23 protein-coding genes are annotated in these 26,536 nt (G+C 65.4%); 16 read left to right on the top strand and 7 right to left on the bottom strand.

Annotated features, from left to right (window positions below):
- Positions 1 to 84: 84 nt before the first annotated feature.
- The 7 genes from GS424_RS01645 (at position 85) to GS424_RS01675 (ending at position 6,394) form a co-directional block, all read left to right on the top strand.
- Positions 85 to 501: a hypothetical protein gene (locus GS424_RS01645; RefSeq protein ID WP_114534018.1), complete on the top strand. Its 417-nt coding sequence runs from the start codon at positions 85 to 87 to the stop codon at positions 499 to 501.
- Between the two features lie 10 nt (positions 502 to 511).
- Complete coding sequence (locus GS424_RS01650) at positions 512 to 952, top strand: MarR family winged helix-turn-helix transcriptional regulator (RefSeq protein WP_160942040.1); 441 nt, start codon at positions 512 to 514, stop codon at positions 950 to 952.
- A gap of 2 nt (positions 953 to 954) precedes the next feature.
- A complete protein-coding gene (locus GS424_RS01655) occupies positions 955 to 1,812 on the top strand; it encodes a DUF5685 family protein (RefSeq protein ID WP_160942039.1) in 858 nt (285 codons plus the stop codon).
- Positions 1,805 to 2,596, top strand: coding sequence for a J domain-containing protein (locus GS424_RS01660; RefSeq protein WP_160942038.1), 792 nt, complete (start codon positions 1,805 to 1,807; stop codon positions 2,594 to 2,596). Before GS424_RS01655 ends, GS424_RS01660 begins: the two co-directional genes overlap by 8 nt.
- Positions 2,597 to 2,818: 222 nt before the next feature.
- Entirely contained in the window at positions 2,819 to 4,621 is a 1,803-nt protein-coding gene (dnaK, locus tag GS424_RS01665) for a molecular chaperone DnaK (RefSeq protein WP_160942037.1), read from the top strand.
- Positions 4,622 to 4,903: 282 nt separating this feature from the next.
- Positions 4,904 to 5,584 (top strand): orotate phosphoribosyltransferase, encoded by a 681-nt coding sequence (gene pyrE, locus GS424_RS01670; protein ID WP_114534008.1) that lies wholly within the window; start codon positions 4,904 to 4,906, stop codon positions 5,582 to 5,584.
- A 141-nt stretch (positions 5,585 to 5,725) separates the two neighbouring features.
- Complete coding sequence (locus tag GS424_RS01675) at positions 5,726 to 6,394, top strand: HAD family hydrolase (protein ID WP_114534006.1); 669 nt, start codon at positions 5,726 to 5,728, stop codon at positions 6,392 to 6,394.
- A 114-nt stretch (positions 6,395 to 6,508) separates the two neighbouring features.
- Here GS424_RS01675 and GS424_RS01680 read toward each other — a convergent pair whose 3' ends face one another.
- Both GS424_RS01680 and GS424_RS01685 read right to left on the bottom strand, forming a co-directional pair.
- On the bottom strand, positions 6,509 to 7,618 hold the full coding sequence (locus GS424_RS01680) for a HAMP domain-containing sensor histidine kinase (RefSeq protein ID WP_160942036.1): 1,110 nt from the start codon (positions 7,616 to 7,618) through the stop codon (positions 6,509 to 6,511).
- On the bottom strand, positions 7,615 to 8,286 hold the full coding sequence (locus GS424_RS01685) for a response regulator transcription factor (protein ID WP_160942035.1): 672 nt from the start codon (positions 8,284 to 8,286) through the stop codon (positions 7,615 to 7,617). The genes GS424_RS01680 and GS424_RS01685 overlap by 4 nt, the downstream gene beginning before the upstream one ends.
- 256 nt (positions 8,287 to 8,542) lie before the next feature.
- Here GS424_RS01685 and GS424_RS01690 point away from each other — a divergent pair, with 256 nt between their 5' ends.
- The 4 genes from GS424_RS01690 to GS424_RS01705 are packed head-to-tail and all read left to right on the top strand — an operon-like array spanning position 8,543 to position 13,263.
- Positions 8,543 to 9,502 (top strand): ABC transporter ATP-binding protein, encoded by a 960-nt coding sequence (locus tag GS424_RS01690; protein WP_160942034.1) that lies wholly within the window; start codon positions 8,543 to 8,545, stop codon positions 9,500 to 9,502.
- Positions 9,496 to 10,359 carry an ABC-2 transporter permease gene (locus GS424_RS01695; protein WP_160942033.1) on the top strand — a complete coding sequence of 288 codons (864 nt, stop codon included), beginning with the start codon at positions 9,496 to 9,498 and terminating at the stop codon, positions 10,357 to 10,359. The genes GS424_RS01690 and GS424_RS01695 overlap by 7 nt, the downstream gene beginning before the upstream one ends.
- Entirely contained in the window at positions 10,359 to 11,852 is a 1,494-nt protein-coding gene (locus GS424_RS01700) for a GldG family protein (RefSeq protein ID WP_160942032.1), read from the top strand. Before GS424_RS01695 ends, GS424_RS01700 begins: the two co-directional genes overlap by 1 nt.
- 1 nt (position 11,853) lies before the next feature.
- Complete coding sequence (locus GS424_RS01705) at positions 11,854 to 13,263, top strand: DUF4340 domain-containing protein (RefSeq protein WP_160942031.1); 1,410 nt, start codon at positions 11,854 to 11,856, stop codon at positions 13,261 to 13,263.
- A gap of 51 nt (positions 13,264 to 13,314) precedes the next feature.
- Here GS424_RS01705 and GS424_RS01710 read toward each other — a convergent pair whose 3' ends face one another.
- The 5 genes from GS424_RS01710 to GS424_RS01730 all read right to left on the bottom strand — a co-directional run bounded on the left by GS424_RS01710 (position 13,315) and on the right by GS424_RS01730 (position 20,450).
- Complete coding sequence (locus tag GS424_RS01710; protein WP_160942030.1) at positions 13,315 to 13,521, bottom strand: hypothetical protein; 207 nt, start codon at positions 13,519 to 13,521, stop codon at positions 13,315 to 13,317.
- The gene (gene metA / locus GS424_RS01715; RefSeq protein WP_114534034.1) at positions 13,514 to 14,455 is read right to left on the bottom strand and encodes a homoserine O-acetyltransferase MetA; all 942 of its coding nucleotides are present in this window, start codon (positions 14,453 to 14,455) and stop codon (positions 13,514 to 13,516) included. Before metA ends, GS424_RS01710 begins: the two co-directional genes overlap by 8 nt.
- A 192-nt stretch (positions 14,456 to 14,647) precedes the next feature.
- Positions 14,648 to 18,346 (bottom strand): S8 family serine peptidase, encoded by a 3,699-nt coding sequence (locus GS424_RS01720; RefSeq protein ID WP_160942029.1) that lies wholly within the window; start codon positions 18,344 to 18,346, stop codon positions 14,648 to 14,650.
- A 176-nt stretch (positions 18,347 to 18,522) separates the two neighbouring features.
- Entirely contained in the window at positions 18,523 to 19,179 is a 657-nt protein-coding gene (locus tag GS424_RS01725; RefSeq protein ID WP_160942028.1) for a helix-turn-helix transcriptional regulator, read from the bottom strand.
- A gap of 14 nt (positions 19,180 to 19,193) precedes the next feature.
- Positions 19,194 to 20,450: an arginine deiminase gene (locus GS424_RS01730; RefSeq protein ID WP_160942027.1), complete on the bottom strand. Its 1,257-nt coding sequence runs from the start codon at positions 20,448 to 20,450 to the stop codon at positions 19,194 to 19,196.
- Positions 20,451 to 20,697: 247 nt separating this feature from the next.
- Here GS424_RS01730 and GS424_RS01735 point away from each other — a divergent pair, with 247 nt between their 5' ends.
- The 5 genes from GS424_RS01735 to GS424_RS01755 all read left to right on the top strand — a co-directional run bounded on the left by GS424_RS01735 (position 20,698) and on the right by GS424_RS01755 (position 26,482).
- A complete protein-coding gene (locus GS424_RS01735) occupies positions 20,698 to 22,128 on the top strand; it encodes a YfcC family protein (protein WP_160942026.1) in 1,431 nt (476 codons plus the stop codon).
- A 69-nt stretch (positions 22,129 to 22,197) separates the two neighbouring features.
- Positions 22,198 to 23,445 (top strand): arginine deiminase, encoded by a 1,248-nt coding sequence (locus GS424_RS01740; protein WP_160942025.1) that lies wholly within the window; start codon positions 22,198 to 22,200, stop codon positions 23,443 to 23,445.
- Between the two features lie 25 nt (positions 23,446 to 23,470).
- A complete protein-coding gene (argF, locus tag GS424_RS01745; protein ID WP_160942024.1) occupies positions 23,471 to 24,478 on the top strand; it encodes an ornithine carbamoyltransferase in 1,008 nt (335 codons plus the stop codon).
- 219 nt (positions 24,479 to 24,697) lie between these two features.
- On the top strand, positions 24,698 to 25,978 hold the full coding sequence (locus tag GS424_RS01750; protein WP_160942023.1) for an O-acetylhomoserine aminocarboxypropyltransferase/cysteine synthase family protein: 1,281 nt from the start codon (positions 24,698 to 24,700) through the stop codon (positions 25,976 to 25,978).
- Between the two features lie 72 nt (positions 25,979 to 26,050).
- Positions 26,051 to 26,482, top strand: a complete 432-nt coding sequence (locus GS424_RS01755) for a hypothetical protein (RefSeq protein ID WP_160942022.1) — start codon at positions 26,051 to 26,053, stop codon at positions 26,480 to 26,482.
- Positions 26,483 to 26,536: the final 54 nt, after the last annotated feature.

The following is a 26,536-nucleotide window of genomic DNA, read 5'->3' on the forward strand; positions in this document are numbered from 1 at the left end:
CCTGAGAGATCGAAGAGTGCCGGGCGACAAAGCCGGCATGAGCGCAGCGGCCCGGTGGGCCGCATGCAACGGAAAGAGGTTCGCGTGAAGGGTTTTCTCGAGCGTTTGCAGTGGAAGCTGTCGGGCATGATGCAGGGGCGTCGGGGTGCCGACACCCTGTCGAACTTCCTCGTGGTCGTGGGCATCGTCTTGCTGCTGGCGTCGATCGTCCCGGGGCTCGACCTGCTGTCGTGGGTGGCGCTGATCGTGTTGGCGTACTCGCTGTTCCGCAGCTATTCGAAGAACATCGCCGCGCGCGATCGCGAGAACGCCGCATTCGAGCGCATCGTGGAGAAGCCGCGCAAGCAGCTGTCGCTCATGCGCAAGCAGTGGACGAACCGCAAGACCACGCGCTACTTCAAGTGCAAGGGCTGCGGCCAGGTGCTTTCGGTGCCGCGCGGCAAGGGCACGCTGCGCGTGGTGTGCCCGAAGTGCAAGACCGAGACGAAACAGAAGTCGTAAGGGCCGCGCTGTGGACATCTCGACGTTCAAGCACGAGCTTTTCGTGGTCACCTACGACGTGCAGAAGATCTTGCACGAGACGATGGCGCCCATCTGCCAGCAGCACGGCCTGACGTTGCAGCAGATGCACGTGCTGATGGAGCTAATGCGCACGCCGGGATTGACCGCGGGCCAGCTGAGCGACCAGGCGGGCATCCTGCGCACGAACTTCTCGTCGGTGTGCCGCAAGCTGGAAGACCGCGGGCTCATCGAGCGCCAGCGCAGCCAGACGGACAAACGCTCGCTGCGGCTGCGGGTGACCGACGAGGGCCGCGCGTTGCTCGCCGGCATCGACGGCGAAGTGCAGCGCCGTTACGGCAAGGCGTTCGCCGCCGAGCCGCCCGAGACGTTCGACACCATCATCGAGGGGTTCCAGGCGCTTGCGGACTTCTCGAAGAAGCTGGGGCGCTGAGCATGTTCGGTTACGTGGTGCCCAGTTGGGAGGGCTTGGACGACGCCGAGCGCGAGCGCTACCATGCCGCGTATTGCGGGCTGTGCCGTGCGATCGGGCAACGATGCGGGCAGCGTTGTCGCGTGGCGCTCACCTACGACCTGGTGTTTTTTGCGCTGTTGCTGGGCTCGTTGTACGAGCCGGAAGAACGCGCGGGCGAAGGTCGCTGCGTGCCCCATCCGGTGAAGCCGCACGGGTTCGTCAGCACCGCGTGCATCGACTATGCGGCCGACGTGACCGTGGCGCTGGCGTACTACAAGGCTCTCGACGACTGGAACGACGACCGCAGCGTGCGGGCGCGCGCGTTCGCCGGCGCGCTGGCCGGGCCGTATCGCGGCATTCACGCGCGGAACCCGCGCATCTGCGAGGCCGTTGAGACGGGCATTGCCGACATCGGCGCCATCGAGGCGGCCGCTCGTGCGGCGGCTGCGACACCGGGCAGCGAGCCGCCCGCGCCCGATGCGGCCGCTAACCGCTTCGGCGTGCTGATGGGCGAGCTGTTCGTCTACCGACCGGACGACTTCTGGGCCGACGACCTGCGGAGATTAGGTGCACGGTTGGGAAAGTTCGTGTACGTGATGGACGCGGCGATGGATTACGAGGACGATAAGGCCTCGGGCAGTTACAACCCGCTGGTGGATATCGAAGCCGGTGCGGAGGACGTGCACGAGGATTTGAACCTGCTCATGGCCGGCGTGGCCGAGGCATTCGAGCGACTGCCGCTCGAACGCGACCTGCGCTTGCTGCGCAGCGTGGTGTACGCGGGCGTGTGGCAGAAGTACCATGCGAAGGAAAACGACAAGGAGAAGCGCCGTGGTTGAGAACCCCTACGACGTGCTGGGCGTGAGCCGTGATGCGTCCGCCGACGAGGTGAAGAAGGCGTACCGCAAGAAGGCGCGCGAGAACCATCCCGACTTGAACCCGAACGATCCCGCTGCGGCGGATCGCATGAACAAGATCAACGAGGCGTACGACCGCATCATCAATCCCGAGAAGTACGCGGCGCGCGATCGTCGTGCGAGCGCGGCGTCGGGCCCGCAGGGCGGCGCGGGCTACGGCGGATCGGGAGGCGGATCGGGCCAAGGGCAGGGCCAGGGCGCGGGCGGCGGCTCCGGTTACGGCACGGAGGGCCCCTACGGCTGGTCGGGCGGCTTCGGCTTCGACTTCGACGACCTGTTCGGCTTCGGCGGCGCGGGCTACGGCAGCCGCGAGCCCATCCATCCCGAGGCGGCGGCGGGCGACAGCGTGCAGATGCGCAACGCCGTCGACGCCATCAATGCCGGGCGCGGGCAGCAGGCGGTCGACATCCTGAACACCGTGACGAGCGACGGCCGCACGGCGCGCTGGTACTACCTGAGCGCGCTCGCGAACGACGCTGCGGGCAACACGCTCATGGCGCTCGAGCAGATCAGGCGCGCGGTGCGCATGGATCCGAACAACCCGGACTACCAGCGCGCGCAGCGGCAGTTCCAGCAGACCGGGCAAACCTATCAGCAGGAGAGCCAGTCGCAAGGTTTCAGCATGGGCGTCGACCCCGGCCTCATCTGTTGCGGCGTTTGGTGCCTCGGCCCCACGCTGTGCCGCTTCTGCGGCATGCCGTTCTGATGGTTTCGGCGGCCTACCGGCCGTCGGAACTGCTCGACGCTGCGGCTTCCCGTGGTGCCCGACCTCGCAGCGAGGCCGAGGACTCGCGTACCGAAGTACGCTTCGCCCTCGCCCTCCCCACGATCTCGGGCACCACGGAAACCCTCGCTGACGTTACGAACTACCAGTGATTCGAGTTTTCGCACTTGCACCTACGCAATCTCAACCTGAAAGGACGCATCTATGGCAACGATCGGCATCGACTTAGGAACGACGAACAGCTGCGCGGCGACGGTGGAGGGCGGCCGGCCCGTCATCGTGCCGAACGCGGAAGGGGAGCGCACCACGCCGAGCGTGATCGCGTTCTCGAAGGAGGGCGAGCGCCTGGTGGGAACCATCGCGTGCCGCCAGGCGGCGGTGAACCCCGACCGCACCATCGAGTCGGTCAAGCGCCATATGGGCAGCGACTGGCGCGCCACCGTGGACGGCAAAGCCTATTCGCCGCAGGAGCTGTCCGCCATGATACTGCGCAAGCTGCGCCGCGACGCGGAGGCGTTCCTCGGTCAGGATGTGCCGCAGGCGGTTATCACGGTGCCCGCGTACTTCGACGACGCGCAGCGCCAGGCCACGAAGGACGCCGGGCGCATCGCCGGTCTCGACGTGCTGCGCATCATCAACGAGCCCACGGCCGCCGCGCTGGCCTACGGGCTGGACAACGGCACGCCGCAGAAGGTGATGGTGTACGACCTGGGCGGCGGCACGTTCGACGTGTCGGTCATCGAGATCGGCGACAACGTCATCGAGGTGCTGGCCACGTCGGGCGACAACCACCTCGGCGGCGACGACTTCGACGAGCGCGTGGCGGCCTACCTGCTCGACGCGTTCCAGCGCGAGCACGGAATCGACCTGCGCCGCGACCAAACGGCCTTGCAGCGCGTCACCGAGGCGGCGCGCGAGGCGAAGAAGGAGCTTTCGTCGCTCGACACCGCGCACGTCAACCTTCCGTTCCTGGCGCAGGGTTCGTCGGGTCCGCTGCACCTCGAGACCACGCTCACGCGCGCCGCGTTCAACGACATGACGCGCGACCTGGTCGAACGCACGTCGAACCCCGTGCAGACCGCCCTCAACGACGCGGGCATCGCCGCCTCCGAGCTGGGATGCGTGCTGCTGGTGGGCGGCTCCACGCGCATTCCGGCCGTGCAGGATCACGTGCGCAAGCTCACGGGCAAGGAACCGTCCGCGTCCATCAACCCCGACGAATGCGTGGCCATGGGCGCCGCCATCCAGGGCGCGACGCTGTCGGGCACGTCGACGGGCCTGGTGAAAGCCGACAACAGCATCCTGCTGCTCGACGTGACGCCGCTCAGCCTGTCCATCGAGACGGTGGGAGGCGTGGCCACGCGCCTCGTGGAGCGCAACACCACGCTACCGGTGAACTACTCGCAGGTGTTCAGCACCGCCGCCGCCTTCCAGACCAGCGTGGAGATCCACGTGCTGCAGGGCGAGCGTCCCATGGCGAAGGATAACAAGTCCATCGGCACGTTCAAGCTGAAGGGCATCAAGCGCGCGCCGGCCGGCGTGCCGCAGATCGAGGTGACGTTCGACATCGACGCGAACGGCATCCTCACCGTGTCGGCGAAGGACCTGGATACGGGCAAGCAGCAGTCCATCACCATCGACGACTCGGGCCGCATGTCCGACGACGACATCGAGCGCGCCATCCGCGACGCCGAGCAGTACGCCTCCCAGGATAACGAGCGTCGCGAGGCCATGGCGGCCCGCGAGGAGGCTCAGAGCCTGCTGAACGAGGTGGACCGGGCGCTCGGTCAGGTGGGCAAGCAGCTGGAGAAGGACGAGAAGAAGCAGGTCAAGGCCGATGCCGAGACGCTGCGCAAGGCGTTGTCGAAGCGCCCCGCCGGTTTCGGCAAGAAGGCGCGCGAGGCCGAGGCGGCGTCGGTCGACGACGTGTCCGACATCAAGGCCGCCGCTGAGCGCTTGAGGGCATCGAGCGCCCACGTGCGCGAGCTGTTGGGCCAGCAAGGATAAGGCCGCCGAGGGCGCAACAGGCGGCGGACGGCGGGTCGCGTCCGCCGCCTTGGGCGCGAAATGACACCCATGACAATTTTCGGTGCGTTACGGCCATTGGCCGACTGCGACTTTTCGCAAAACGCCTGGTGGCGAAAATCTCCCCGCCCGCTTTTCACGTAATGGCCCTTTCGAAATTGTCATGGGTGCCGATTTGCGCCCAAGGCACAGCGAATCGCACTTTCTAGTATCATGGTTCGCAGCGGGCGCGGCGCGCTTGGAAGACACGGAGAAGGGACCCCTATGGAGCAGTACAAGCAAGAGTTCATCGAGTTCATGGTCGAAAGCGAAGTGCTCAAGTTCGGCGAGTTCACGCTGAAAAGCGGCAGGAAGTCCCCCTTCTTCATGAACGCGGGCGCCTATGTGACGGGCGAGCAGCTGCACCGCCTGGGCCTGTACTACGCGCGCGCCATCCACGATAACTTCGGGCTCGATTTCGACGTGGTGTTCGGGCCCGCGTACAAGGGCATCCCGCTGTCGGTGATCACGGTCATCGGGCTGCAGGAGCTGTACGGCAAGGAGGCGCGTTACTGCTCCAACCGCAAAGAGGTCAAGGACCACGGCGCCGACGCGGGCAACCTGCTGGGCAGCGAGCTGCACGACGGCGATCGCGTGGTCATGGTGGAGGACGTCACCACGTCGGGCAAGTCCATCGACGAGACGTATCCCGTGCTCAAGGGCGCGGCTGACGTGGACGTCAAGGGCCTCATCGTGTCGCTCAACCGCATGGAAGTGGGCAAGGGCGGCGTGGTGACCGCGCAGCAGGAGGTTCAAGAGAAGTACGGCTTCCCCGTGGCGTCCATCGTAAGCATGGCCGAGGTGACGGAATGCCTGCACAACCGCGAGGTGCAGGGCCGCGTCGTCATCGACGACCAGGTGAAAGCCGCCCTCGACGCCTACTACGACCAGTACGGTGTGAAGTAACCCGCCGCCGCGCGAGGCCGGTAAGTATCCTGTAAATTCGGCACGGGTCGGATGCGCTGACGGTTTGACGTCTGATAAGCTGGGTCACGACATGAGGATTCGGCCGAGGCGCAGCGCCTCGGCGTGGGCGAAGGGGTTTGCATGGAGGCATCTCGGATCGGCGTGATCTTCGATTGCGATGGGACGCTGCTCGACTCGATGCGCGTGTGGCGCGAGGCGGAAACCGAGCTGGCGCGGCGCGCGAACGTGACGCTGTCGGCGGCCGACACCGACGCGCTCACCGCGATGACCATTCCCGAGTGCGGCGCGTTCTTCCACGAGCGCTTCGGGCTGGGCGCGTCGGGCGACGAGGTGATCGCCATGATGGACGAGCTCATGCTGGCGTTCTACCGCGAGCGCGTGCTGGCGCGGCCGGGCGCGCTCGCGTTCGTGCAGGGGCTTGCCGAGCGCGGCGTGCGCATGAGCGTGGCTTCGTCGAGCCCGCAGCCGTACCTGCAGGCGGGCCTCGAGCGTTGCGGCTTCGCGCCGTACTTCGACGCCATCGTGTCGGTGGATGACGTGGGTGCGTCGAAGCGCGAGCCCGCCGTGTACGATCGTGCCCGCGAAGCGATGGGCACGCCGCTAGCCACCACCTGGGGCGTCGAGGACTCGGTGTACGCCGTGCACACGCTGAACGCCGCGGACTACCGCACGCTCGGCATCTACGATTGCGACATCTCCGGCACCGTCGAATCGCTGCGCGAGGCCGCCGAACGCTTCATCGCCACCTTCGAAGACCTGGACGCCGCCACATTCATCGAGTGGAACTAGCGAACGCAAGGGGCGTCGCGCGAGGCAAGCTCGTCGTAGCCGCGGGAGCCGTCGGCGAGCGAGGGTGCGTCGGGGTTTGAATCCGGTTTTGTCGGGTCCCAAGTAGGGCCCTCATCAAAAAACCGCTCGTTCGCCGACGGCGCCGGGTACCCGCGCGATGAAGGTGGCTCCTTTGGCGGGGGCGCTTGTTGCGGTGAGGGTGCCGTTGTGCAGCTCGACGATGCGCTTGGCGAGGGGGAGGCCGAGGCCGTTGCCCTCGCTGGCGTGGGAGGCGTCGCCCTGGTAGAACTTCTCGAAGGCGCGGCGCTGCGTCTGCTCGTCCATGCCCGGGCCGTTGTCGGCGACCGTCACCTCGGCGAACGCGCCGTCGCGCCGCAGCCGCACGCTCACCCGCCCGCCGTCCGGAGCGAACTTCGCCGCGTTGCCCAGCAGGTTCGTCCACACGTGGGCGAGCAGGTCCTCGTCGCCGCGCAGCCGCACGTCCTCGAGCTCCACGTCCACGGCGATGCCGCGCGCGCTCCAGGCGTCCTCGAGCAGCAGCACGCATGCGCGGATCTGCTCGTCGAGCGAAAACGCCTGCGTGTCGCCCAGGGCGGCTTCGCGCTCCAGCTTCGACAGGCGCAGCACGTTGTCGGTGAGCGACGAGAGCCGCCGGGCGTTCGAGGCGATTTTCGCGACGCACTGCGCCCGGCGCTCGTCGCTGAGCGTGGGGCTTTCCAGCAGCGTCGCGTAGCCCTCGATGGCGGCGAGCGGCGTCTTGAACTCGTGCGAGACGTTGCTCACGAAGTCGGTGCGCAGAAGCTCGGTCTGCGCCAGCTCGCGGGTCATGGCGGTGAAGTTGTCGGCCATGTCCCGCACTTCGCGCACGCTGGACGAACGGTGCAGCTCGACGTCGAAGTCGCCTCGCGCCACGCGCTTGGCGGCTTCGCCGATTTCCGTGACGGGCGCGATGATGCGCCTGCTCTGCCACGTGCCGAGGGCGCCGCCCAGCACCACGCTGGCGATGGCGGTGCCGATCAGGGGGTTGTGCAGCGCGCCTTCGTCCGCGCCGTCGCCGGCCGAGCGGGAGCCGTCCACCATCATCGACGCCGTCACCACCGCGAACGTGACCAGCGCGAGCGTCACGAACAGCACGAGCGAGAGCGCGGTGGCCATCTTGAACGTCCGGTTCACCGCGGGCTTCGCTTCCGTCGCCTCGGCCCGCTCCCGTTCCTCGCGCTTCACGAGCTCACCGCCTTGTACCCCAGCCCGCGCACCGTGGCGATGCTGATGTCGGGATTGTCCTTGAGCCGCTCGCGCAGCCGGTTCACGTGCACGTCCAGCGTGTGCGCTCCCACCTGGGAGTCGACGCCCCACACTTCGTCCATGATCTGGCGGCGCGTGAACACCCGGTTCGGCGACGAGGCCAGCTTGCACAGCAGCAGGAACTCCTTGCAAGGCAGCGTCTCGCGCGCGCCGTCGCGCACGAGCTCCATCGCGTCGATGTCGAGCGTCGTCGCGCCGAGGCGCACCACCCGCTCGCGCGCGATGCGCGCCCGGCGCAGCAGCGCATCGATGCGCCACACCATCTCGTTGACGTCGATGGGCTTCACCATGTAGTCGTCGGTGCCGTGCGCGAACCCGCGCCGCTTGTCGGCCGCCGCGCCGCGCGCGGTGATCATGAGGATGGGAAGCTCGGGGTGCTCGGCGCGCAACCGGGCGGTCAGCTGGAACCCGTCCACCTCCGGCAGCATGAGGTCGGTGATCACGAGGTCGATCGGCTCGCGCTGCATGGCCTCGAGCGCCGCGCGCCCGTTCTCGGCCGTGACGGCGCGCCATCCGCGCTCCTCGAGCACCGTGCCGTACAGCTCGCACAGATCGTGATCGTCTTCCACCACCAGCATCGTGAACATGCGCTTCTCCTCGTCATCGCGATGCGCGCTCCCTTGTCCGCGCCTCCTCGAGCATATCCGAATCGCGTCGGCCAGCTGTGAACGAACTATGGAAAAACGTCGGACGACGCATGGAGGCCCGCGGGGGCGTGAGGTTGGGTTGAGGTTGGTTCCGTACGTTGATGGGGGCGCGCGTCGGCTCGGACGTGCAACGGTTGCGGCGCGTTGCCGGCGCCGTCCCCTCCGGAAAGGAACGCGAATCGATGGGAGCACGCACATGATTGAGGTCAAGCATCTGACGAGAAGATACGGAAGCACCCTCGCCGTCGACGACGTCTCCTTTTCCGTGGAGCGTGGCGCGATCTGCGGGCTGCTGGGTCCCAACGGTGCGGGGAAATCCACGACGATGAACATCATGACCGGCTGCCTGGCCGCCACCGACGGCGAGGTACGCTACGACGGCCTGGAGATATACGCCGATAAAGACCAGGTGAAACGCAGGATCGGGTACTTGCCCGAGCAGCCGCCCCTCTACGGCGACATGACCGTGTGGGAGTACCTCGACTTCGTCGCCCGCGCGAAGGGCTTGCCGCGCCTGCAGGTGATGGAAGAGGTGAAGCGCACGGGGTTCGCCTGCGGGCTGGAAGAGGTGATCGGCCGCCCCATCAAGAACCTCTCGAAGGGCTACAAGCAGCGCGTGGGCATCGCGCAGGCGCTCATCGGCGACCCCGACGTCGTCATCCTCGACGAGCCCACCGTGGGCCTCGACCCCATCCAGATCATCGAGATCCGCGATCTGGTGAAGCGCTTGGGCGAGCGCCATACTGTGATCGTGAGCAGCCATATCCTGTCGGAGATCAGGGCGCTGTGCGATCACATCGTCATCATCTCGAAGGGGCGCGTGGTGGCCGACGACACGCCGGAAAACCTGGAGAAGCTGTTCGCCGGCTCCAGCACCACGGTGGCGACGGTGCGGACGAGCGAGGGCACCGCCCTCTCCATCGCCTCCGGCGTGCCCCATGCGGGCGCGGTGACCTGCGATCCCGCCGCCGAGGAGGGCGCCGTTGACGTGCGCATCGAGGCTGCGGACGATGCCGACATCCGTGCCGCGGTGTCCCGCGCGTTCGCCGAGCGCGACGTGGCGCTGCTGCAGATGGTGACGAGCCGCGCCTCGCTCGAGGACGTGTTCGTCGAGTTGACGACGGAAACCCCGGAGGAGGTGGAGGCGCCATGCTAGCCATCTTCTCGCGCGAGGTGAAATCGTTCTTCATCACGATGACCGGATGGGTGTTCGTCGCATTCATGCTGGTGTTCATCGGCATCTACATGATGATCTACAACTTGAACTACGGGTACGGCAACTTCGAGTACGTGCTTTCGGGGCTGACGTTCGTGTACCTCATGGCGGTGCCGCTGCTCACCATGCGCTGCTTCGCGGACGAGCGCCGGCAGCACACCGACCAGCTGCTGTACGCGCTGCCGCTCTCGTCGGGCAAGATCGTGATGGGGAAGTACCTCGCCATGCTCGTGGTGCTGGCCGTGCCGACGGTGGTGTCGTGCACGTATCCCATCATCATCTCGCTGTTCGGCGACGTGTACCTTCCCACGGCCTACGCGAGCATCCTCGCGTTCTTCCTGCTGGGCGCGGCGCTGACGGCCGTCGGCATGTTCTGCTCGTCGCTGTGCGAGAGCCAGGTGACGGCTGCGGTCGTGTGCTTCATCGTGCTGCTGGTCGACTACTTCATCAGCGGTCTCTCGTCGTTGGTTCCCAGTGGCGTGGGCTCGGCGTGCTTCGTCGTGTCGGTGCTGATCGCGCTGGGCGTGGTGGCGCTCATCGTGCTCACGAAAAACGGCGTGTTCGCCGTGGCGGTGGGCGTGGTCGCCGAGGTCGCGCTGCTGGCGGTGGCCGCGTTCAACGGCTCGGTGCTGGAGGGCGCGGTGCCGGACGTGCTGTCGGGCATCTCGCTGTTCGAGCGGTTCTCGCCGTTCGTCGAGGGCGTGTTCGATCTTGCCTCTATCGCGTTCTTCCTCGCGGTGACGGCGGCCTTCGCGGTGCTGACGGTGCACTGCTTCGAGAAGAGGAGGTGGAGCTGATGGGCGCCTTGTCTTCGCTGCGCGAGCGCCTCGGCCGCGTGCGCGACGCGGCGGTTCGAACGTTCTCCAAGCAGCACATGAAAGAACTGTTCACCGGCCGCTCGTTCAAAACGGGAGGCTACACGGCCGCCGTATGCGTGGCGGTGATCGGCATCTGCATCGCGGCGGTGCTCGTGGTGGAGGCGCTTCCCGCGTCGCTCACCGAATGGGACATCTCGCAAGAGCAGACCACGTCGATATCCCAGGAAACCGCCGACTACGTGGCGGGCCTCGAGGACGACGTGACGATATACCTCATCGCCGAGGAAGGTGAGGAGGACGAACGCATCGTGCGCCTGCTCCAGCAGTACGCCGACGCGAGCGACCGCGTGTCGGTGGTGCAGAAGGACCCGGTGCTCTACCCGGCGTTCACCAGCCAGTACACGTCGGACGAAGTGACGGGCAACAGCCTGATCGTCACGTGCGGCGACGAGTACCGCCTCGTGGACTACTACGACATATACACGATGAGCTCGTCGTCGTACAGCTACGAGTTCGGCGGCGAATCGGCGGTGACCAGCGCGCTCGTGGCGCTGACGACCGACGAGCTTCCCGTGGTGTACACGCTGACAGGCCATGGCGAAAGCGACCTCCCCACGGGCGTCGCGTCCAGCATCGAAAGCGCCAACATCGAGACGACCGAGCTCAACCTGCTGGCGAGCGATGCCGTGCCCGAGGATGCCGACGCGGTGTTGGCGTACGCGCCCACGAGCGATCTGTCCACGGACGAGAAGGACAAGCTGCTCGCCTATCTTGAGCAGGGCGGCAGCCTGCTGCTGTTCACCGATTACTCGGCGGAAGACCTGCCGAACTTCGACGACGTGATGAACGCGTACGGCCTGGAGGCGGTCGACGGGATCATCGTGGAGGGCGACGGCTCGCACGCGCTGAGCGGCTACCCCTACTACCTGCTGCCCGACATCGGCGACCACGTCATCACCGAGGGCCTTGCCGACGCGAACGCGTACGTGCTCGTGCCGCTTGCGCACGGCATCGCGGAGATCGACTCGTACCGCAGCTCGCTCACCATCACGCCGCTTTTGAGCACGTCGACGTCGGCGTACGTGAAAGCCGACGCCTACAACGCCGAAACGCTGGCGAAGGAGGACGGCGACGTATCGGGCTCCACCATGGTGGGGGCGGCGGTGACCGAGGCGGTCGGCGACGAGGAGGAGACGCGGGTCGTGTGGTTCAGCTCGAGCCAGTTCCTCGACACGTCGCTGGACAAGCAGGTGGGCGGCAACAACTCGAAGCTGGTGGTGAACGCGCTGGCGTGGCTCGCCGACGCCGAGGACGCCGCCACGATCGCGGTTGCGAGCAAGGGGCTGGGCACGACGATGATCACCATCGATTCGTCCTCGGCCAGCGTGGTGAGCGCATTCGTGGTCGGCGTGGTGCCGCTGTTCTTCCTGATCTGCGGATTCGTGGTCTGGCGCTCGCGAAGGAGGCTGTAGCATGGCCGGGTTGGCATCGAAGCGCGCCCGCACGGTGCTCGTGCTGGTGCTGGCGCTGGCGGCGCTGGGCGGCGCGTATGCGCTCGCGTCGGGGATGGCCGACGCCGAAGGCGAAGGCTCCCTGGCGGCCGGCGAGCCGTTCCTGTCCGTCTCGTCGGAGGAAATCGCAGAGGTGACCTGGACGTACGGCGACGCGACGGCCACCATGGTCAAGGAGGACGGCACGTGGGCGGACGCGGAAGCCGCAGGCGTGTCCCTCGACCAGTCGGCGGCTGCGGAGCTTGCGTCGGCGGCGGCCGATGCAAGCTCGAGCCGATCCGTCGCGCGCTCGCAGGAGGACGCGGCGATGGGGCTGGAAAGCCCGACGGTCCGGGCCACGCTCGTCCTGACGGACGGCAGCTCGGTGTCGTTCGAGGTGGGCGCGGCCACGGCCGACGGCGCTTCGTGCTACGCGTGGCGCGAGGGGTCGGAGGACGTGCAGGTGGTGGACATCGTCCTGCTCAACGCGTTCTCCTGCTCTATGGCGGACCTCTACGTCACCGAGAGCGCGCCGGGATCTTCGAGCGTCACGGCGTTCGAGGTCGATCGCGGCGGCGACGTCCTGTCGATGACGTACCTCGAAGAGGGGTCCGATGCGGCCTACTCGTCGTTCTACCAATGGTTCTTGCAGGACGGCGACGCCCTGCGCGCCCTCGACACGAGCAAGGCGCGGACCCTGGCCAACGTGGTGAATCGCATCACGTGGAAGTCGTGCGTCGATACGGCGTACGCCGACGATGCGGCCGCAACGTACGGGTTCGACGACCCGGTGCTCACGGCGACCCTCTCGTACACGAACGACGATGAGCCGAGCGAATACGTGCTGGTCGTGGGTTCGAAAGCGAGTTCGAGCACCTATTACGCCCACCCGGCCGGCTCGACGTACGTGTACACGGTGGCTGCGGAGAAGGTGGAAGACCTGCTGGAGGCCACGTACGAGACGCTGCGTCCCGACGACGTGTGCCTCATGGATTGGGATACGGTGGACGCGCTCGACATCGTGTGCGACGGCGAGGCGACGACGGTGTCGTTCGTGAGGACGGAGGAACAGGACGACGACGGCGAGACCGTGGTCAGCACGTCGTACGAGGTGGACGGCGCGTCGGCGGATGCGAGCGCGGTGTCGTCCCTGACGGATACCATCGACGGGATGGAGTCGGAGGGGGAGGGCACGATCGACGCCGCCCAAGGCGGCGCGGATGCCGAGCTGGCGATCACCTTCCACCGCACCGCGTCGACGTACGAGACGATGACCCTGAGCTTCATTCGCTACGACAACAGCTTCTACCTGGTGTCGTTCAACGGCGAGGAGCGTCTCCTCGTCAACCGCAACGACGTGGCGGCCCTCAAGGAGGCGGTGCAAGCGCTGTGACCCGCCGGGCGCGCAGGGCGCGCGGCGAGCCCTCGCCCGGCGCGCTGCCTGCTAGCGCCAGGGGTCTTCCTGGAACGCGGGGTCGGGGTCGGCGGGGCGGTCGCTGAACGGGTCGTAGCCGTCGTCGTCTTCCTGGGCGGGGCGCAGGAACGGGTCGGCCGAACGCGGCTGCGGCCCCTCCTCCGACGGCTTCGAGCCTGCGACCGGCGTGGTGACCGGTCGCAGGATGTAGTGCGGCTTGTGCTCTGAATCACTCATGGACGCTATCCTCTTCGGTGCCTACTTTCGCCAAATCGTATGGCGTGGTCTGGTACACATAATAGTTCAACCAGTTCGTGTACAACAGCTGCGCATGCGCGCGCCACGTGGCTTTCGGCGTTTGCGTCGGGTCGTCGTTCGGGAAGTAGTGGCGGGGGAGCGGCATGTCGAGGCCCTTCGCCACGTCGCGTTCGTACTCCACCATGAGCGTGCCGGCGTCGTACTCGGGGTGCCCGAACACGAAGAAGTGGCGGCTGTCGGTGCTCTTCGCGATGTAGACGCCGGCCTCGTCGGAGACGGCGATCAGCTCGAGGTCGGGATGCGCCTCGATGTCGGCCGCATGCACCTCGGTGTAGCGCGAGTGCGGTGCGCGGAACGAGTCGTTGAACCCGCGCACGAGCGGCGACGACGGCTTCACCACGTCGTGATCGAACACGCCGAACAGCTTGTTCTCCAACTCGTACTTGGGGATGCCGTAGTGGTGGTAGATGCCGGCCTGCGCGCCCCAGCAGATGTGGAACGTGGAGTGCACGTTCGTGGCGGACCAATCCATGATGCGGGCGAGCTCGTCCCAGTAGTCCACGTCCTCGAAGTCGAGCAGCTCCACCGGCGCGCCGGTGATGATCATGCCGTCGAAGCGCTGGTCCTTGATGTCGTCGAACGTGGTGTAGAACGTGTCGAGATGCTGCTCGGACACGTTTTTCGCCGCATGGCTGGCCGTTTGCAGCAGGTTGACGTCGATTTGCAGCGGGGTGTTCGACAGCTTGCGCATGATCTGCGTCTCGGTGACGATTTTCGTGGGCATGAGGTTGAGCAGCAGCACCTTCAGCGGGCGAATGTCCTGATGCAAGGCGCGGTATTCGGTCATCACGAAGATGTTCTCGCCCTCGAGCACCTCGGTTGCGGGCAGGGAATCGGGGATTCTGATGGGCATGGGAACCTCGCATTCCATAGATCGTTGCGGCGTCTTGACCATGATACCTTCTAATCAGAATGCCTGGTTATCCGTATAACAGGTAACGAGTTATCGGCGCAGATACACGCCGCATGAAGGCCGGTACGAAGCGCTCTCGGATTGCAAGGCGCCGAGGGGCGAGCGCTTCGTACCGGGCCATCCACCTCTTCGCTACGCTTTGCGAGCGCGACGACGGCGAACCGTCGAGACGGCGAGTGCCGCTGCGCCGGCGGATGCGAGCACGGCAAGGACGAGCGAAGAGGGCGCAAGTGGGTCTCCCGTACGCGCGAGCGCTTTGGGCGTGCTTCCGCTCGGGGCGTTAGGGGTCGGCGCTGGGTCGGGCGTCGGCTTCGGATCGGGATCGGGGGTTGGCTCCGGCTCCGGGTCGGGCGTCGGCACGATCTCGGCATCGCCGGGCTGCGCACCCGTCTCCATGGCCGTCGAGCTGAATACGTGGTACGGTTCGTTCTGCGACCCCGCCAGCACGTAGAACCGCCCGCGGTACGCCGTAGCGGCCGGAGCGACCAACGCTTGCTGCGAAGCCCTCTTCCCATACGCCGCCACCGAGGACGCCTCGTCGCCGGAAAGCAGATACGTGTCGGTCGTGCCGTCGTCGCTCGTCGGCCCGACGAGCGCGAACCCGTCTTCGACGCCGCCTGCCGCGTACGCCAGTTGCCCCGTTTCGGTTACGAGCGACGAGAGGTCGACCGGAGTGCCCTCAAGCCATCCCTTGGGAATCCCTTCGCCCGACGCGTCGTCCGAGTCGCCTTCGCGCGGCATCGCCAGTTCGACGCCTCCGATGCCGCCAAGCTGGGTGCTTATAGAAACGCCGCTCGTCACCGCGAACGCTCCGTTGCCATACGCTACCTGAGGACGGATGCGACCCGTGGAAAGCTCCCCTGTCTCCTCGAAAACAAACGTTTCGAGGTCGGCGCGATACACGACCGTACTGTCTTTTTCTTCCCCGGTTATGCCACCGAACAGGTACAGATGCTTGCCGTCGCTCCCCAGCGTGGAGGCGTACGGCACACCGTTCTCCGCGGGGAAGTCGAAGTCGAGCATCTCCCATGTTCCGTCGGCGGTATAGCGGACGAAAGATACCTTGTCCTCCCTGTTGACCAGCTGCAACACAAGCGCGCCGCCGAGCGTGGCCCCCGTTGCGTCGACGATGCTGCCAGCAAAACCTTTCGTGCCGAGAAGGTCGACGGGAAACGGCACCTCTTCCCATGTTTTCGTATCGGGATCGTAGCGCAGCAGATGGTCGTAGCTGTTGCTCGAATCGAAAACAGATGTGCGCGGCAGGCAGTACACGTCTCCATTAAAGCCCACCAGCTGCCATGCGCCCCATGTGTTGAGCTCGTCGGGAACGGGCAGATCCGTCTGGTCGTAGTACGTCGTTTCAACGCGTTTTCCCAGATCGACGCGGTGATTGGCCTGCTTGCCGTTCGCCTCCACCCGCACGACCGCTTGGCCGCCCGCAAAGCCCTCGGGCTTCTGCACGGTCAACTCGGTCTTTCCGTCGCCCAGGTCGGTCCGCTCGGACACCGTCGCCGCCGCACCGTCCAGCATCGCCGTCGCTCCTTCCGGCATGAAGTAGCCGCGCACCGTCACCGTGCCCCCGTTGTCCACGACCTCGGTGATGGCCGGGCCGGGGTTCGACGCGCCGTCCACCGTTGCGTATCCGCCCGTCGAGCAAAGCCCCTCGTAGCGGGCGTCGGGTTCGGCTGCGCCCTTCACCAGCGCAGCCAGCTTTTCGGCCGCTTTCGCCGGATCGTCTGCGGCCACATCGTCCAAGCCCTGCCCTGCGATCACCGCAGCCGCTCCGGCCACTGCCGGGCTCGCCATGGACGTGCCTTGCAGGTAGGTGTAGGGAACCAGGTCGCTGCCCAGGCCGATGCTGTCAACCACGAAGGTACCGGCCAGGTAGGGCCCCAGGTCGCTCGTGCCGCCGGTTGTGGACAGCTTCGCCACGGCGTAGCGTATGTCCACTTGGAAATTCGCCCAGTCGACGTTGTCCGGCAGCTGCCCCGAGAGGCCCGCCCACGAATCGCCGCCGTAGCCGAAGGAGCCTTCTTTGGTGGCCAGCTCTTTCCAGCTGCCGTCGAGCGTTTTCACGCCGACGCTCGTCAGCGGTACGACCGAGGCGTTCTCGTCGGAGGTTGCCGTGTAGCGGATGCTCAAGTGCGTGGGCTTCTCGGCAAGCCCCGAGAGATCCACCGTGCCGCTGACGGCGCTTGCGGGGGCGCCCATTTCGGCGGAGTCCGAACCGTAGGGAAGCTCCAAGGCGCTCTCGCCGTCGAAGCGCCGGCCGCCGGCCACGATCTCGCAAGTGTCGGCGGCGTCGGAATCGACGGAGAACGAGGAAAACGTTTGCATGTCGACCCCTGCAGCGGCGTGGCTTTTGCTGTCGAAGCTTTCGTACAGCGCCGCTTCCCCGTCTTCTTCGCCAAGGTACTGCGGGCCCTCAGTGACCCCCGCTCCGTTTGCGGCGCCGGTCGCATAGGTGGACAGGACGGCCGTGCCCGGCGCCATCACGTCGGTCGTGGTTTCCCCGTACTGGGTGAACGTGGACGGGTTGCCCGTCGGGTCGATGGCGTTGACGGTTATCGCGTACGGGTTGTCGGCCAAGAGGCCGACCGTGCTGCCCGCAGCGTCGGTGTCGTACGTCGAGTTGCCGGACGCGAACACGCTCACGACGCCCTGGCGCCCGATTTCCGTCACGGCCATGTCGAGCGAGCGCCATTGGCCCTGGCCCAGGCCCCACGAGTTGTTCGTCACCCGCACCTCGACGCCCGCATCGCAGGCTCGGCTGACGTAATCGAAGCATTTCAGAGCGCCGGATAAGGTGTCGTCATGACGAACGGCCATGAGGTTCACGTTTCCCGCCAGGCCCGAGACGCCTTTGCCGTCCCATGCGGCTCCGATGGTGCCCGCTACGTGCGTGCCGTGGTATTCCGTGAGGCCCGTCGTCGACGAGACGCCTGCGGCGGAGTCTGCGACGACGGCGAAGCCATGCTCGTCTTCCTTGCCCGTCGTCGCGATGCCGGACGTCAGCCCCTCGTTCCACATGACCGGTTCCAGATCGGGGTTCGAAGCGTCCACGCCCGAGTCGATGACGGCCACGACGACTTCGTCCAGCTTCTCGGCTGCGGCCGCATCGTTCCATGCGGCGTAGCCCATATCCACGGCCTCGTTCTGCGCCATGCCGCCCATGCGCCCGTCGTTGTGGAAGCCCCATACGAATTCGTTGATGTCGGTTGCGGGCTCGTCTTTGTCTTGGCCGAAGACGATTTCTGAGGAGGGGGTGCTTTCTTCGCCGTCGCCTTCCGGCTCGGTTTCGCCCTTGTCGTTCGCGACCTCCGCCGTCGGCTTGGCGAGTGCGTCGGGCTCGGGCGTTGCGCCGTCCGCGTCGACGGTTTCCACGATGGCGTTCGGCTCCGCGAACGCCACGCGCGCATCGGACTCCAGCTCGCCGATGAGCTGCTCGGCGGTCTTGCTCTCGTCCCTCACGAGAACCAGGCGTCCGGCCGAGGCTTCGTCGCCGTTACTCGACGAGCGCGATCGAACCGCAGCGGCGGCTTCGACCGCCCCCGCATCGTCTTTCAACGCCTCGACGGCCGTTCCCGCGTCGATGCTCATCAGGTTCTCGGCGCTTCCCAGCAGGTCGTCGTTCAGCGAAAACGCTTGCGCTCCGCCGTCGATCACGTACGCGATGGCCTCGTGCTCGACGTACGTGCCCGGGGCGAGCGCCGCGTCCGCGCTACCGTCTGCGGAGCCTGCGGTCTCGTCCGCCGCCGCCGTACCCGCAGGTATCGGTACGAGCGAACATGCCAACAACGCTCCCAGCGCAAACCTTCCGAATCCCCTCATGTGCTCTCCTTCGCATCGCGCACGGGCAATGGGTGCATACTAAGAAAAAGCATACAACAAAACGGCAGTACGCGAAGATCGAATGCGACAGCGCGCAGGTCAGCGGTCTCGTCGGTAAATTCGTGACCGTGCGCGAGCTAGCGCTGCGTCGATCTCGCTTCATTGGCGCATGTTCGTCATGCTCCCAGGTCGTGATCTGCCTGGTACCATACGACGACGCCGACGATGCGGACTCGACGCCTATCGATCATGAGGTCGGGGGCGGGTGCGTCGTAGGTCCACGAGGACAGCATAATAGTGTTGTTTCCCGCTAGGTAACGGCGAATGACTACGGTTGCGTTGTCGAGGTACGCGACCACCGTGCATCCGTTCCACGGCCTCAGCTTCTGATCCACCAAAAGCAGCGATCCTACGGGATACAGACGAGTCATTTCCCGACAGTCCATGCGCACGAATATCCCGACGGGATGCCGTTGAGCGACGTCAGGCGGGGCGTACGCCTCGCTTGAGCACCGCAGCGTGGTGCCGTTGCCGGAGCGCTCCACCTTGTACACGGGGTACGGGAGCTGCATGACGTCGTTCGGGCCCGCGCCGGACGAGGGATCGCGCGCGACGGAAGGCTCCGATGCGAATCCGAGCCCCTCGCTGAGAACGTTGTCGGCCGTCACCCCGAACACTTCGATGAACTTATCGAGGTGCGCTTTGCGTATGAAGCTCTTGCTCGTTTCCCAGCGGGACACGGTTTCCTTCGTGACACTCAGCCGTTTCGCCAGCTCTGCTTGGGACAGGTGCTCGCGGGTCCTCAACGCGCGGATGTTGTCGCCGACGCCCATCGTCCGGGCGCTTCCTAGACGTTCTCTCGCCACAGCGGCAGGCACAGGCTGGTGGGGCCGCCGAAGCCGGCGGTCATCTCCTGGATCGATACAGGGTGCAGCGTCATGCCGGCCTTGTCCAGTAGGTTGTTCGCCGTGACGTTCTCTTCGCAGACGCACAGGTTGCCGGGAGCCAAGCACAGCATGCTCGTGGCGCCGTTGTCGCGCTCGAGCTCGATCCGGTTGCTGGCGCCGCTATCCAGGTCCATGAGGCGAATGGGGCCGATGTCGAGCGCCTGCTTGAGCATGGATCGAAGGTCGCCTGAAAGCTCCTTGATGCTCACGCTGCCCTCTTTGCGCCCGCGGCTCATCTTGAACACGGTCGGGTTCTGGGCCAGGGCGGGATCCACCACGAAGGTGTCGTAGTCGATTCGCGAAATGCACGTGTCCAGATGCAGCCGGTTGCCTATCTGGGGTACGTCGAACGCGTAGATGCTCGTGATCTCGGATTCGTCCGCCTCCCACAGGAGGCGGCGGGCCAGCACGTCGATTGCCGCCGCTTCGGTGCGGCTGGACAGGCCCACCGCCAGCGTATGCGCATCGAGGTTGACGAGGTCCCCGCCTTCGAGGTGAAACGAGCAGCGATGGTCGAACCACGAGGGTGCGGACGCAAAGCAGGGATGGTGCCGCGCAACGGCTTCCAGCACATTGACCTCTTGGTTGCGGTCTTGCCAATACATGTGGTTCAGCGTGATGCCTTTGCCGACGACGCTCATGGGGTCGCGTGTGAAGAAGGCGGCGTTGATGGGGTTGATCAGGAACGTGTCGGCATCGAAGGAGCTTCCGGTCAAAGTGGCCAAAGACTGCCGGTCGGAGGCGAGCAGATCTATATCGCCGTAGCGGACGCCCTCGAAGAGACGCTTGACGAACTGCTCGCTCGTGATCGCTTTGGCGAGGTGCTCTTTGACACCCTCCGTCAGCTCGATTCCCTCGATGCGGCCGTCCTTCACGTAGGCTTCGGTCAGCTCCGTCCTGGCCTGCTCGGTGCTGTCGATAGCTTCGACCAGGAGGTCTTGCACGTGCAGCACCTCGACGCCCTCGTCGGAGAGCAGCGTGGTCAGGCGATCGTGCTCGGCCTGCGCTTTTGCCAGGTCGAACTCCGTATGGGCCGGGCGCAAGTAGAACACCTGCAAAAAGTCCCCGTGGGGATACTGCTGCGTCTCTTCTCCGGGCCGGTGCATCAACACCTGCTTCAGCGGGCCTATCTCGCTTTTCACCTGCACGCCGCCCATGACCGTCCTTTCCTCCGTCTTCTTAGGGGAAGCATAGCGAATCCGCCGTCCCCTGTACAAGCGAACTTCCAAAATATGACGTTTAATGTCTACGCATTTCGGAAACACGACGAAACATGTTGCCTCCTTCGCCGCTTAACGGGCGCGTACCCTTCGCGGCCCCCGCATTTCCCGGATCCTGTCGGTGCGCCTGAGATCATGGACGCCAGGTGGGGAACCAAGGGCTATGGGAAAGGAGAGAGGTGAAATGGCAGAAAAGATCAAGCGCACGTTGCAGGTGCCGCATACCTATACCATCATCTTCGTGCTGATGATACTTGTTGCCGTGCTGACGTGGATCGTTCCGTCCGGTGCTTTCGACACGACGGAGGTCGGCGGTCGCGAGGTCACCGTGTCAGGGACCTATCAGGAGATTGACAAGGTCATTGTCGACGAAGAGACCGGCGAGCAGACGGATCTGCGCCAAGGCGTCGATGCCGTGCTGCAGGCACCCCTGCAGGGCATTGAGGCAGCGGTCGAGGTTGTCGCGTTCATCTTCATCGTCGGCGGAGCGTTTCAGATCATCACGGCAACCGGGGCCATCGACGCCGGCATGAGGCGCGTGGTCAAGCGATTCAAGAGCAAGGACATCCTCGTCATACCCATCGCGATGCTGCTGTTCGCGCTGGGTGGATCGACGTTCGGCATGGCGGAGGAGACGCTGCCGTTCTTCGCGATATTCGTGCCCATCATGATCTCAATGGGATTCAACTCCCTCACCGCGTTCATGATCGTCTTTATCGGTGCGAAAGCGGGCTACATCGCCTCGACCGTCAACCCGTTCAGCGTTCTCATCGCGCAGGGCATCGTCGGCATCACCGGCAACCCGCAGCTGTGGCTTCGCGCCATCATGTTCGTGGTCATCGTGGGGCTGTCCATCGCTTGGGTCATGCTCTATGCGAGGAAGGTGCGTAAGAATCCGAAGCTGTCGTTGACGTACGAAGCCGATAAGGCGAAGCGCGAAAAACTGGGTACGGTTGCCGACGATGCTCCGTTCACGACGGCGCAGAAGCTGGTCTTGGGAGTGTTCCTCGCAGGCATGCTGCTCATCGTATGGGGCCTGGTGACTCAGGGCTGGTACATGGGCGAGCTTTCGGCGGTGTTTCTGGCCATGGGTTTGATCTCGGGCCTCATCGCACGGTTCTCGCAGCAGCGGATCGCCTCAGAGTTCGTCATCGGTTTGAAGGACTTCGCTTTCTCGGCCATCGTGGTGGGCCTCGCGCGCGGCGTCCTGGTCATCGCCGACAACGGCATGATCATCGATACGATCCTCAACGGGCTGGCAACCGGTTTGGCAGGCGTGCCGTCGGCCGTCTACACCACCATCCTGTACGGCGTGGTGAACCTGTTGACCATCCTCGTGCCCAGCTCGTCGAGCCTGGCGGCCCTGACGATGCCGATCTTCGGCCCCCTGACCGAGCTGATGGCTCTCAACCCCGAGGGCGCCGTGACGGCTCTGTGCCTGGGCGAGCCCATGATGACCATCATCTGCCCCACAAGCGCCATCCTCATCGCCGGGCTTGCGGTGTGCAAGATAAGCCTGGAGCAATGGTGGAAGACCTGCTGGAAGTTCTGGTTGGTACTCAGCGCGGTCTGTATAGGTTTCACGGCTGTTTCCGCGATGCTTCCCGTTGCGTAGATTGCCGACGACGGTTCGAAGGAGGTGCGCATGCAGAGCTGCCGCATGCGCACCGAGGAAGGAGAGACAATGGCGAATACGCCCCTATGCGTGACGAGCGAGATCGGCGCCCTCAAGAAGGTGGTGCTCCATCGCCCCGGCCGCGAGCTCGCGAACATGAAGGCCGACGAGTTCGAGAAGTGCTGGATCCACGATGCGTTCTATCTCGAGTACGCCCAGCAGGAGCACGACGCGTTCGCGCAGATGCTGCGCGACGAAGGTGCCGAGGTGCTGTACATGGAAGACCTGCTTGCGGAATCCATGGACCAGGATCCTCGGGCGCGCGAGGCATTTCTGGACGAGTACCTGGCCCAGGCCCCTATTCCCGACCCGCAGCTGGCTCCGCTGGTCCGCGAAGTGCTGGACGACATCGCCGACAACCGGCGCCTCGTTGCGAAGGCCCTCGAGGGCATGAGGCTGCGCGAGCTGGACCTTGCCGACGGCCCGCGCACGCTGGCCCACCTGGCGGGAGAGGGTTTGGCACCCGACGATTTCATCGTCTACTCGATGCCCGCCTCCTACTTCTCGCGCGACCCTATCGCATCCATCGGCGGCGGCGTGTCGTTGAACCGCATGTACCATCCACAACGCAATCGGGAGGTTCCGTTCTACAAGACGTTCCTCGCGTACCATGCGGACTATGCGGGAACGCCGTTTTGGTACGACAACGCCCATACGGCCCACATCGAGGGCGGCGACATCCTGAACATCAACGAGAAGACGGTTGCGGTGGGCATATCGGAGCGCACGGAGCCTGCGGCCATCGACGAGCTGGCACGCAACCTGTTCTGGGGCGCGCATCCCTCCGCCGTCGAAAACGTGTACGCCATCAAGATCCCCTTCGGCTACGAGACGATGCATCTCGACACCGTGTGCACGCAGATCGACTACGACAAGTTCACCGTGTATCCGGGCATGTACGACGAGCTGCGCGCCTACCGCTTGAGGAAGGGCGATCAGCCCCAGGAGGTCGTGGTGGAGGAGCTGACGGGATCGCTGAAGCGGATTCTGGAAGTGGCAACGGGTTTGGGCGACGTGTCGCTTATCGAATGCGGCGGCGGCGATTCGGTGGAGGCGTCGCGCGAGCAGTGGAACGACGGGTCGAACACGCTGGCCATCGCCCCGGGCAAGGTTTGCGTGTACGAGCGCAACGTGGTGACGAACGAGGTGCTTCGCAAGGCGGGCGTGGAGTTGTGCGTGATCCCGTCGGAGGAGCTTTCCCGAGGCCGTGGTGGCCCGCGCTGCATGAGCATGCCGTTCGTGCGCGAGGCCCTGTAAATCTAAAAAGAAAGGATGATGAATCATGGGATTGAATCTTTCTGGCAAGAGCTTCCTCACGTTGCTGGACTTCAGCGCCGAGGAGATCGACTACCTGCTTGACCTGGCCGAGGACTTCAAGGGCCTCAAGCGTGCAGGTGTGCCGCACCGTTGGCTTGAGGGTAAGAACATCGTGCTGCTGTTCGAGAAGACGTCCACGCGCACTCGCTGCGCCTTCGAAGTGGGTGGCATGGATCTCGGCATGGGCGTGACGTACCTCGATCCGGGCAGCTCGCAGATGGGGAAGAAGGAGTCGGTGGAGGATACGGCGCGCGTGCTCGGGCGCATGTACGACGGCATCGAATACCGAGGCTTCGAACAGAGCGTTGTCGAGGAAATGGCAGAGGTTGCCGGCGTGCCGGTGTGGAACGGCTTGACCGCGCAGTTTCATCCCACCCAAGCTTTGGCCGACGTGCTGACCATGCGGCAGGAATTCGGCCGCGACTTGAAGGGCCGCAAGCTGGCCTTCTTCGGCCAAGTGGGCAACACGGCGGCGTCGCTGCTGGTCATCTGCGCAAAATTGGGCATCGATTTTGCACAGGTGGGCCCGCAGTACGCCGCCCCCGGCAACCGTACGTACGATCCTCAGCTGCTGGCTACGTGCCGGGAGCTGGCCGCGGAGAGCGGAGCGACAATCACGGTTACGGATAGCATCGAAGAAGGCGTTCAAGGTGCCGATGCGGTCTATACGGACGTATGGGTGGGAATGGGCCAGCCGGACAGCTTGTGGAAGGAGCGCATCGGTCTGCTGGAGCCCTATCGCGTGACCGAGTCGGTCATGGCGCAGGCCGCTCCGGACGCGATCTTCATGCACTGCCTGCCGTCGTTCCACGACGCGAACACTATCGTCGGCGCCGAAGTCGCCGAGAAGTTCGGCGTGCAGGAGATGGAGGTTGAGGACGCGGTCTTCGAGTCGAAGCAGTCGCGCGTGTTCCAGGAGGCCGAGAATCGCATGCACACCATCAAGGCGGTGATGTACGCAACCCTGCGATAGCGCGGACGGTGCGGCGTGCTGGGTGTGGGTTGTGTTGCGCAGGGCCCGATCGACTGGTCGAGCCCTGCGTTTTCAATATCGGCTAGCTTTCAGTGCGATCGCTTGGCCATCTGGAATTGCGATAGCAAGGTATCGAAAAGACGGCACTACCGAGTCTAAAGCGCTCCCCGCTATAATGGGCAAAGCAAATTCGACCTTCACGTGCAACAAGGAGCACCTATGAGCGAGTCCATCAGCACCACCTGCGTGCAGGGCGGCTATCGCCCCGGCGACGGCGAGCCGCGTCAGATTCCCATCTACCAGTCCACCACCTGGAAGTACGACACGAGCGAGCACATGGGCCGCCTGTTCGACCTCGAGGAGGCCGGCTACTTCTACACGCGCCTCGCCAACCCCACGAACGATTTCGTGGCGGCCAAGATCGCCGAGCTCGAGGGCGGCACGGCGGCCATGCTCACGTCGTCGGGCCAGGCGGCCAACTTCTTCGCCGTGTTCAACATCGCCGGGGCGGGCGACCACGTCGTGGCCAGCTCGGCTATCTACGGCGGCACGTTCAACCTGCTGGCCGTCACCATGAAGCGCATGGGCCTCGCGTGCACGTTCGTCGCGCCCGACTGCACCGACGAGGAGCTGGAGGCCGCGTTCCAGCCGAACACGAAGGCCGTGTTCGGCGAGACCATCGCGAACCCGGCGCTGTCGGTGCTCGATATCGAGCGCTTCGCCGCCGCGGCGCACGCGCACGGCGTGCCGCTCATCGTGGACAACACGTTCCCCACGCCGGTGAACTGCCGCCCCATCGAGTGGGGAGCCGACATCGTGACGCACTCCACCACGAAGTACATGGACGGGCACGGCGCAAGCGTGGGCGGGGCCATCGTGGACTCCGGGACGTTCGATTGGACGGCGCACGCCGACAAGTTCCCCGGCCTGTGCGAGCCCGACGAGAGCTACCACGGCGTGACGTACACCGAGCGTTTCGGGCTGGGAGGCGCGTTCATCACGAAGGCGACGGCCCAGCTCATGCGCGACTTCGGCGCTATCCAGTCGCCGCAGAACGCCTACCTCATCAACCTGGGGCTGGAGAGCCTGCACCTGCGCATGGCGCAGCACAGCAAGAATGGCCTGGCGCTGGCGCAGCACCTGGCCGCGCATCCGAAGATCGCATGGGTGCGCTACCCCGGCCTCGAGGGCGACGCCTACTACGACCTGGCGCAGAAGTACCTGCCGAACGGAGCCAGCGGCGTGGTGAGCTTCGGCGTGGCCGGCGGGCGCGCCGCGGCCGAGACGTTCATGGCGAACCTCAAGCTGGCGCAGATCGCCACGCACGTGGCCGACGCGCGCACCTGCGTGCTGCACCCGGCCAACGCGACGCATCGCCAGATGAACGACGACGAGCTGGCGGCCGCCGGCATCACGCCGGACCTCATCCGTCTGTCGTGCGGCATCGAAGCCACCGAGGACCTCATCGCCGACGTCGACCAGGCGCTCGCGGCGGTGTAGGGGGCTGTGGTACGATAGGGTTCCTAGCTCGGGTGAGAAGACCGGTTCGGGATTCGATCACGGAGGTGCCCTATGGAACGCAAGAAGCTGTTCGTTCGCATCGGCATTGGCGCGGCGGGGGTGCTGTTGCTCGTGGCGGTGTTCGCCGGCGTCAGCATGGTGGGGGAGCGGAACCACCTGCGTCAGGGCATCGAGGAGGGCTTCGAGCTGCGAGGGACGTACCAGCTTCCCAGCGGCGCATCCATCACCTTCCAGGTGTTCGACGCAGAGCGTTCGTGGGAGGCGCAGGACGGCCCCGATGCCGTCGTCAAAGGCACGATCGAGGAAACGGTGGATCCGAATATCTACCTGCTCGAAGACGAGCGCGGCGAAGAGGTGGGCTGGGTTCACCTCGCCTACGCGAACAACGAAGGCGAGGGCATCTTGTACGTGCGCTACGGTTCGGACGACCTGGTGGAGATCGACAAGGTGGACAGGATTCCGATCTACCAGGTGTACGACTGACCTGCGTTTCAACTCCTCGTTGCAGGACGATCCTTCGGGTCGAACGGCGGCGCG

The organism is Eggerthella guodeyinii, from assembly GCF_009834925.2.
GTDB classification, from domain to species: domain Bacteria; phylum Actinomycetota; class Coriobacteriia; order Coriobacteriales; family Eggerthellaceae; genus Eggerthella; species Eggerthella guodeyinii.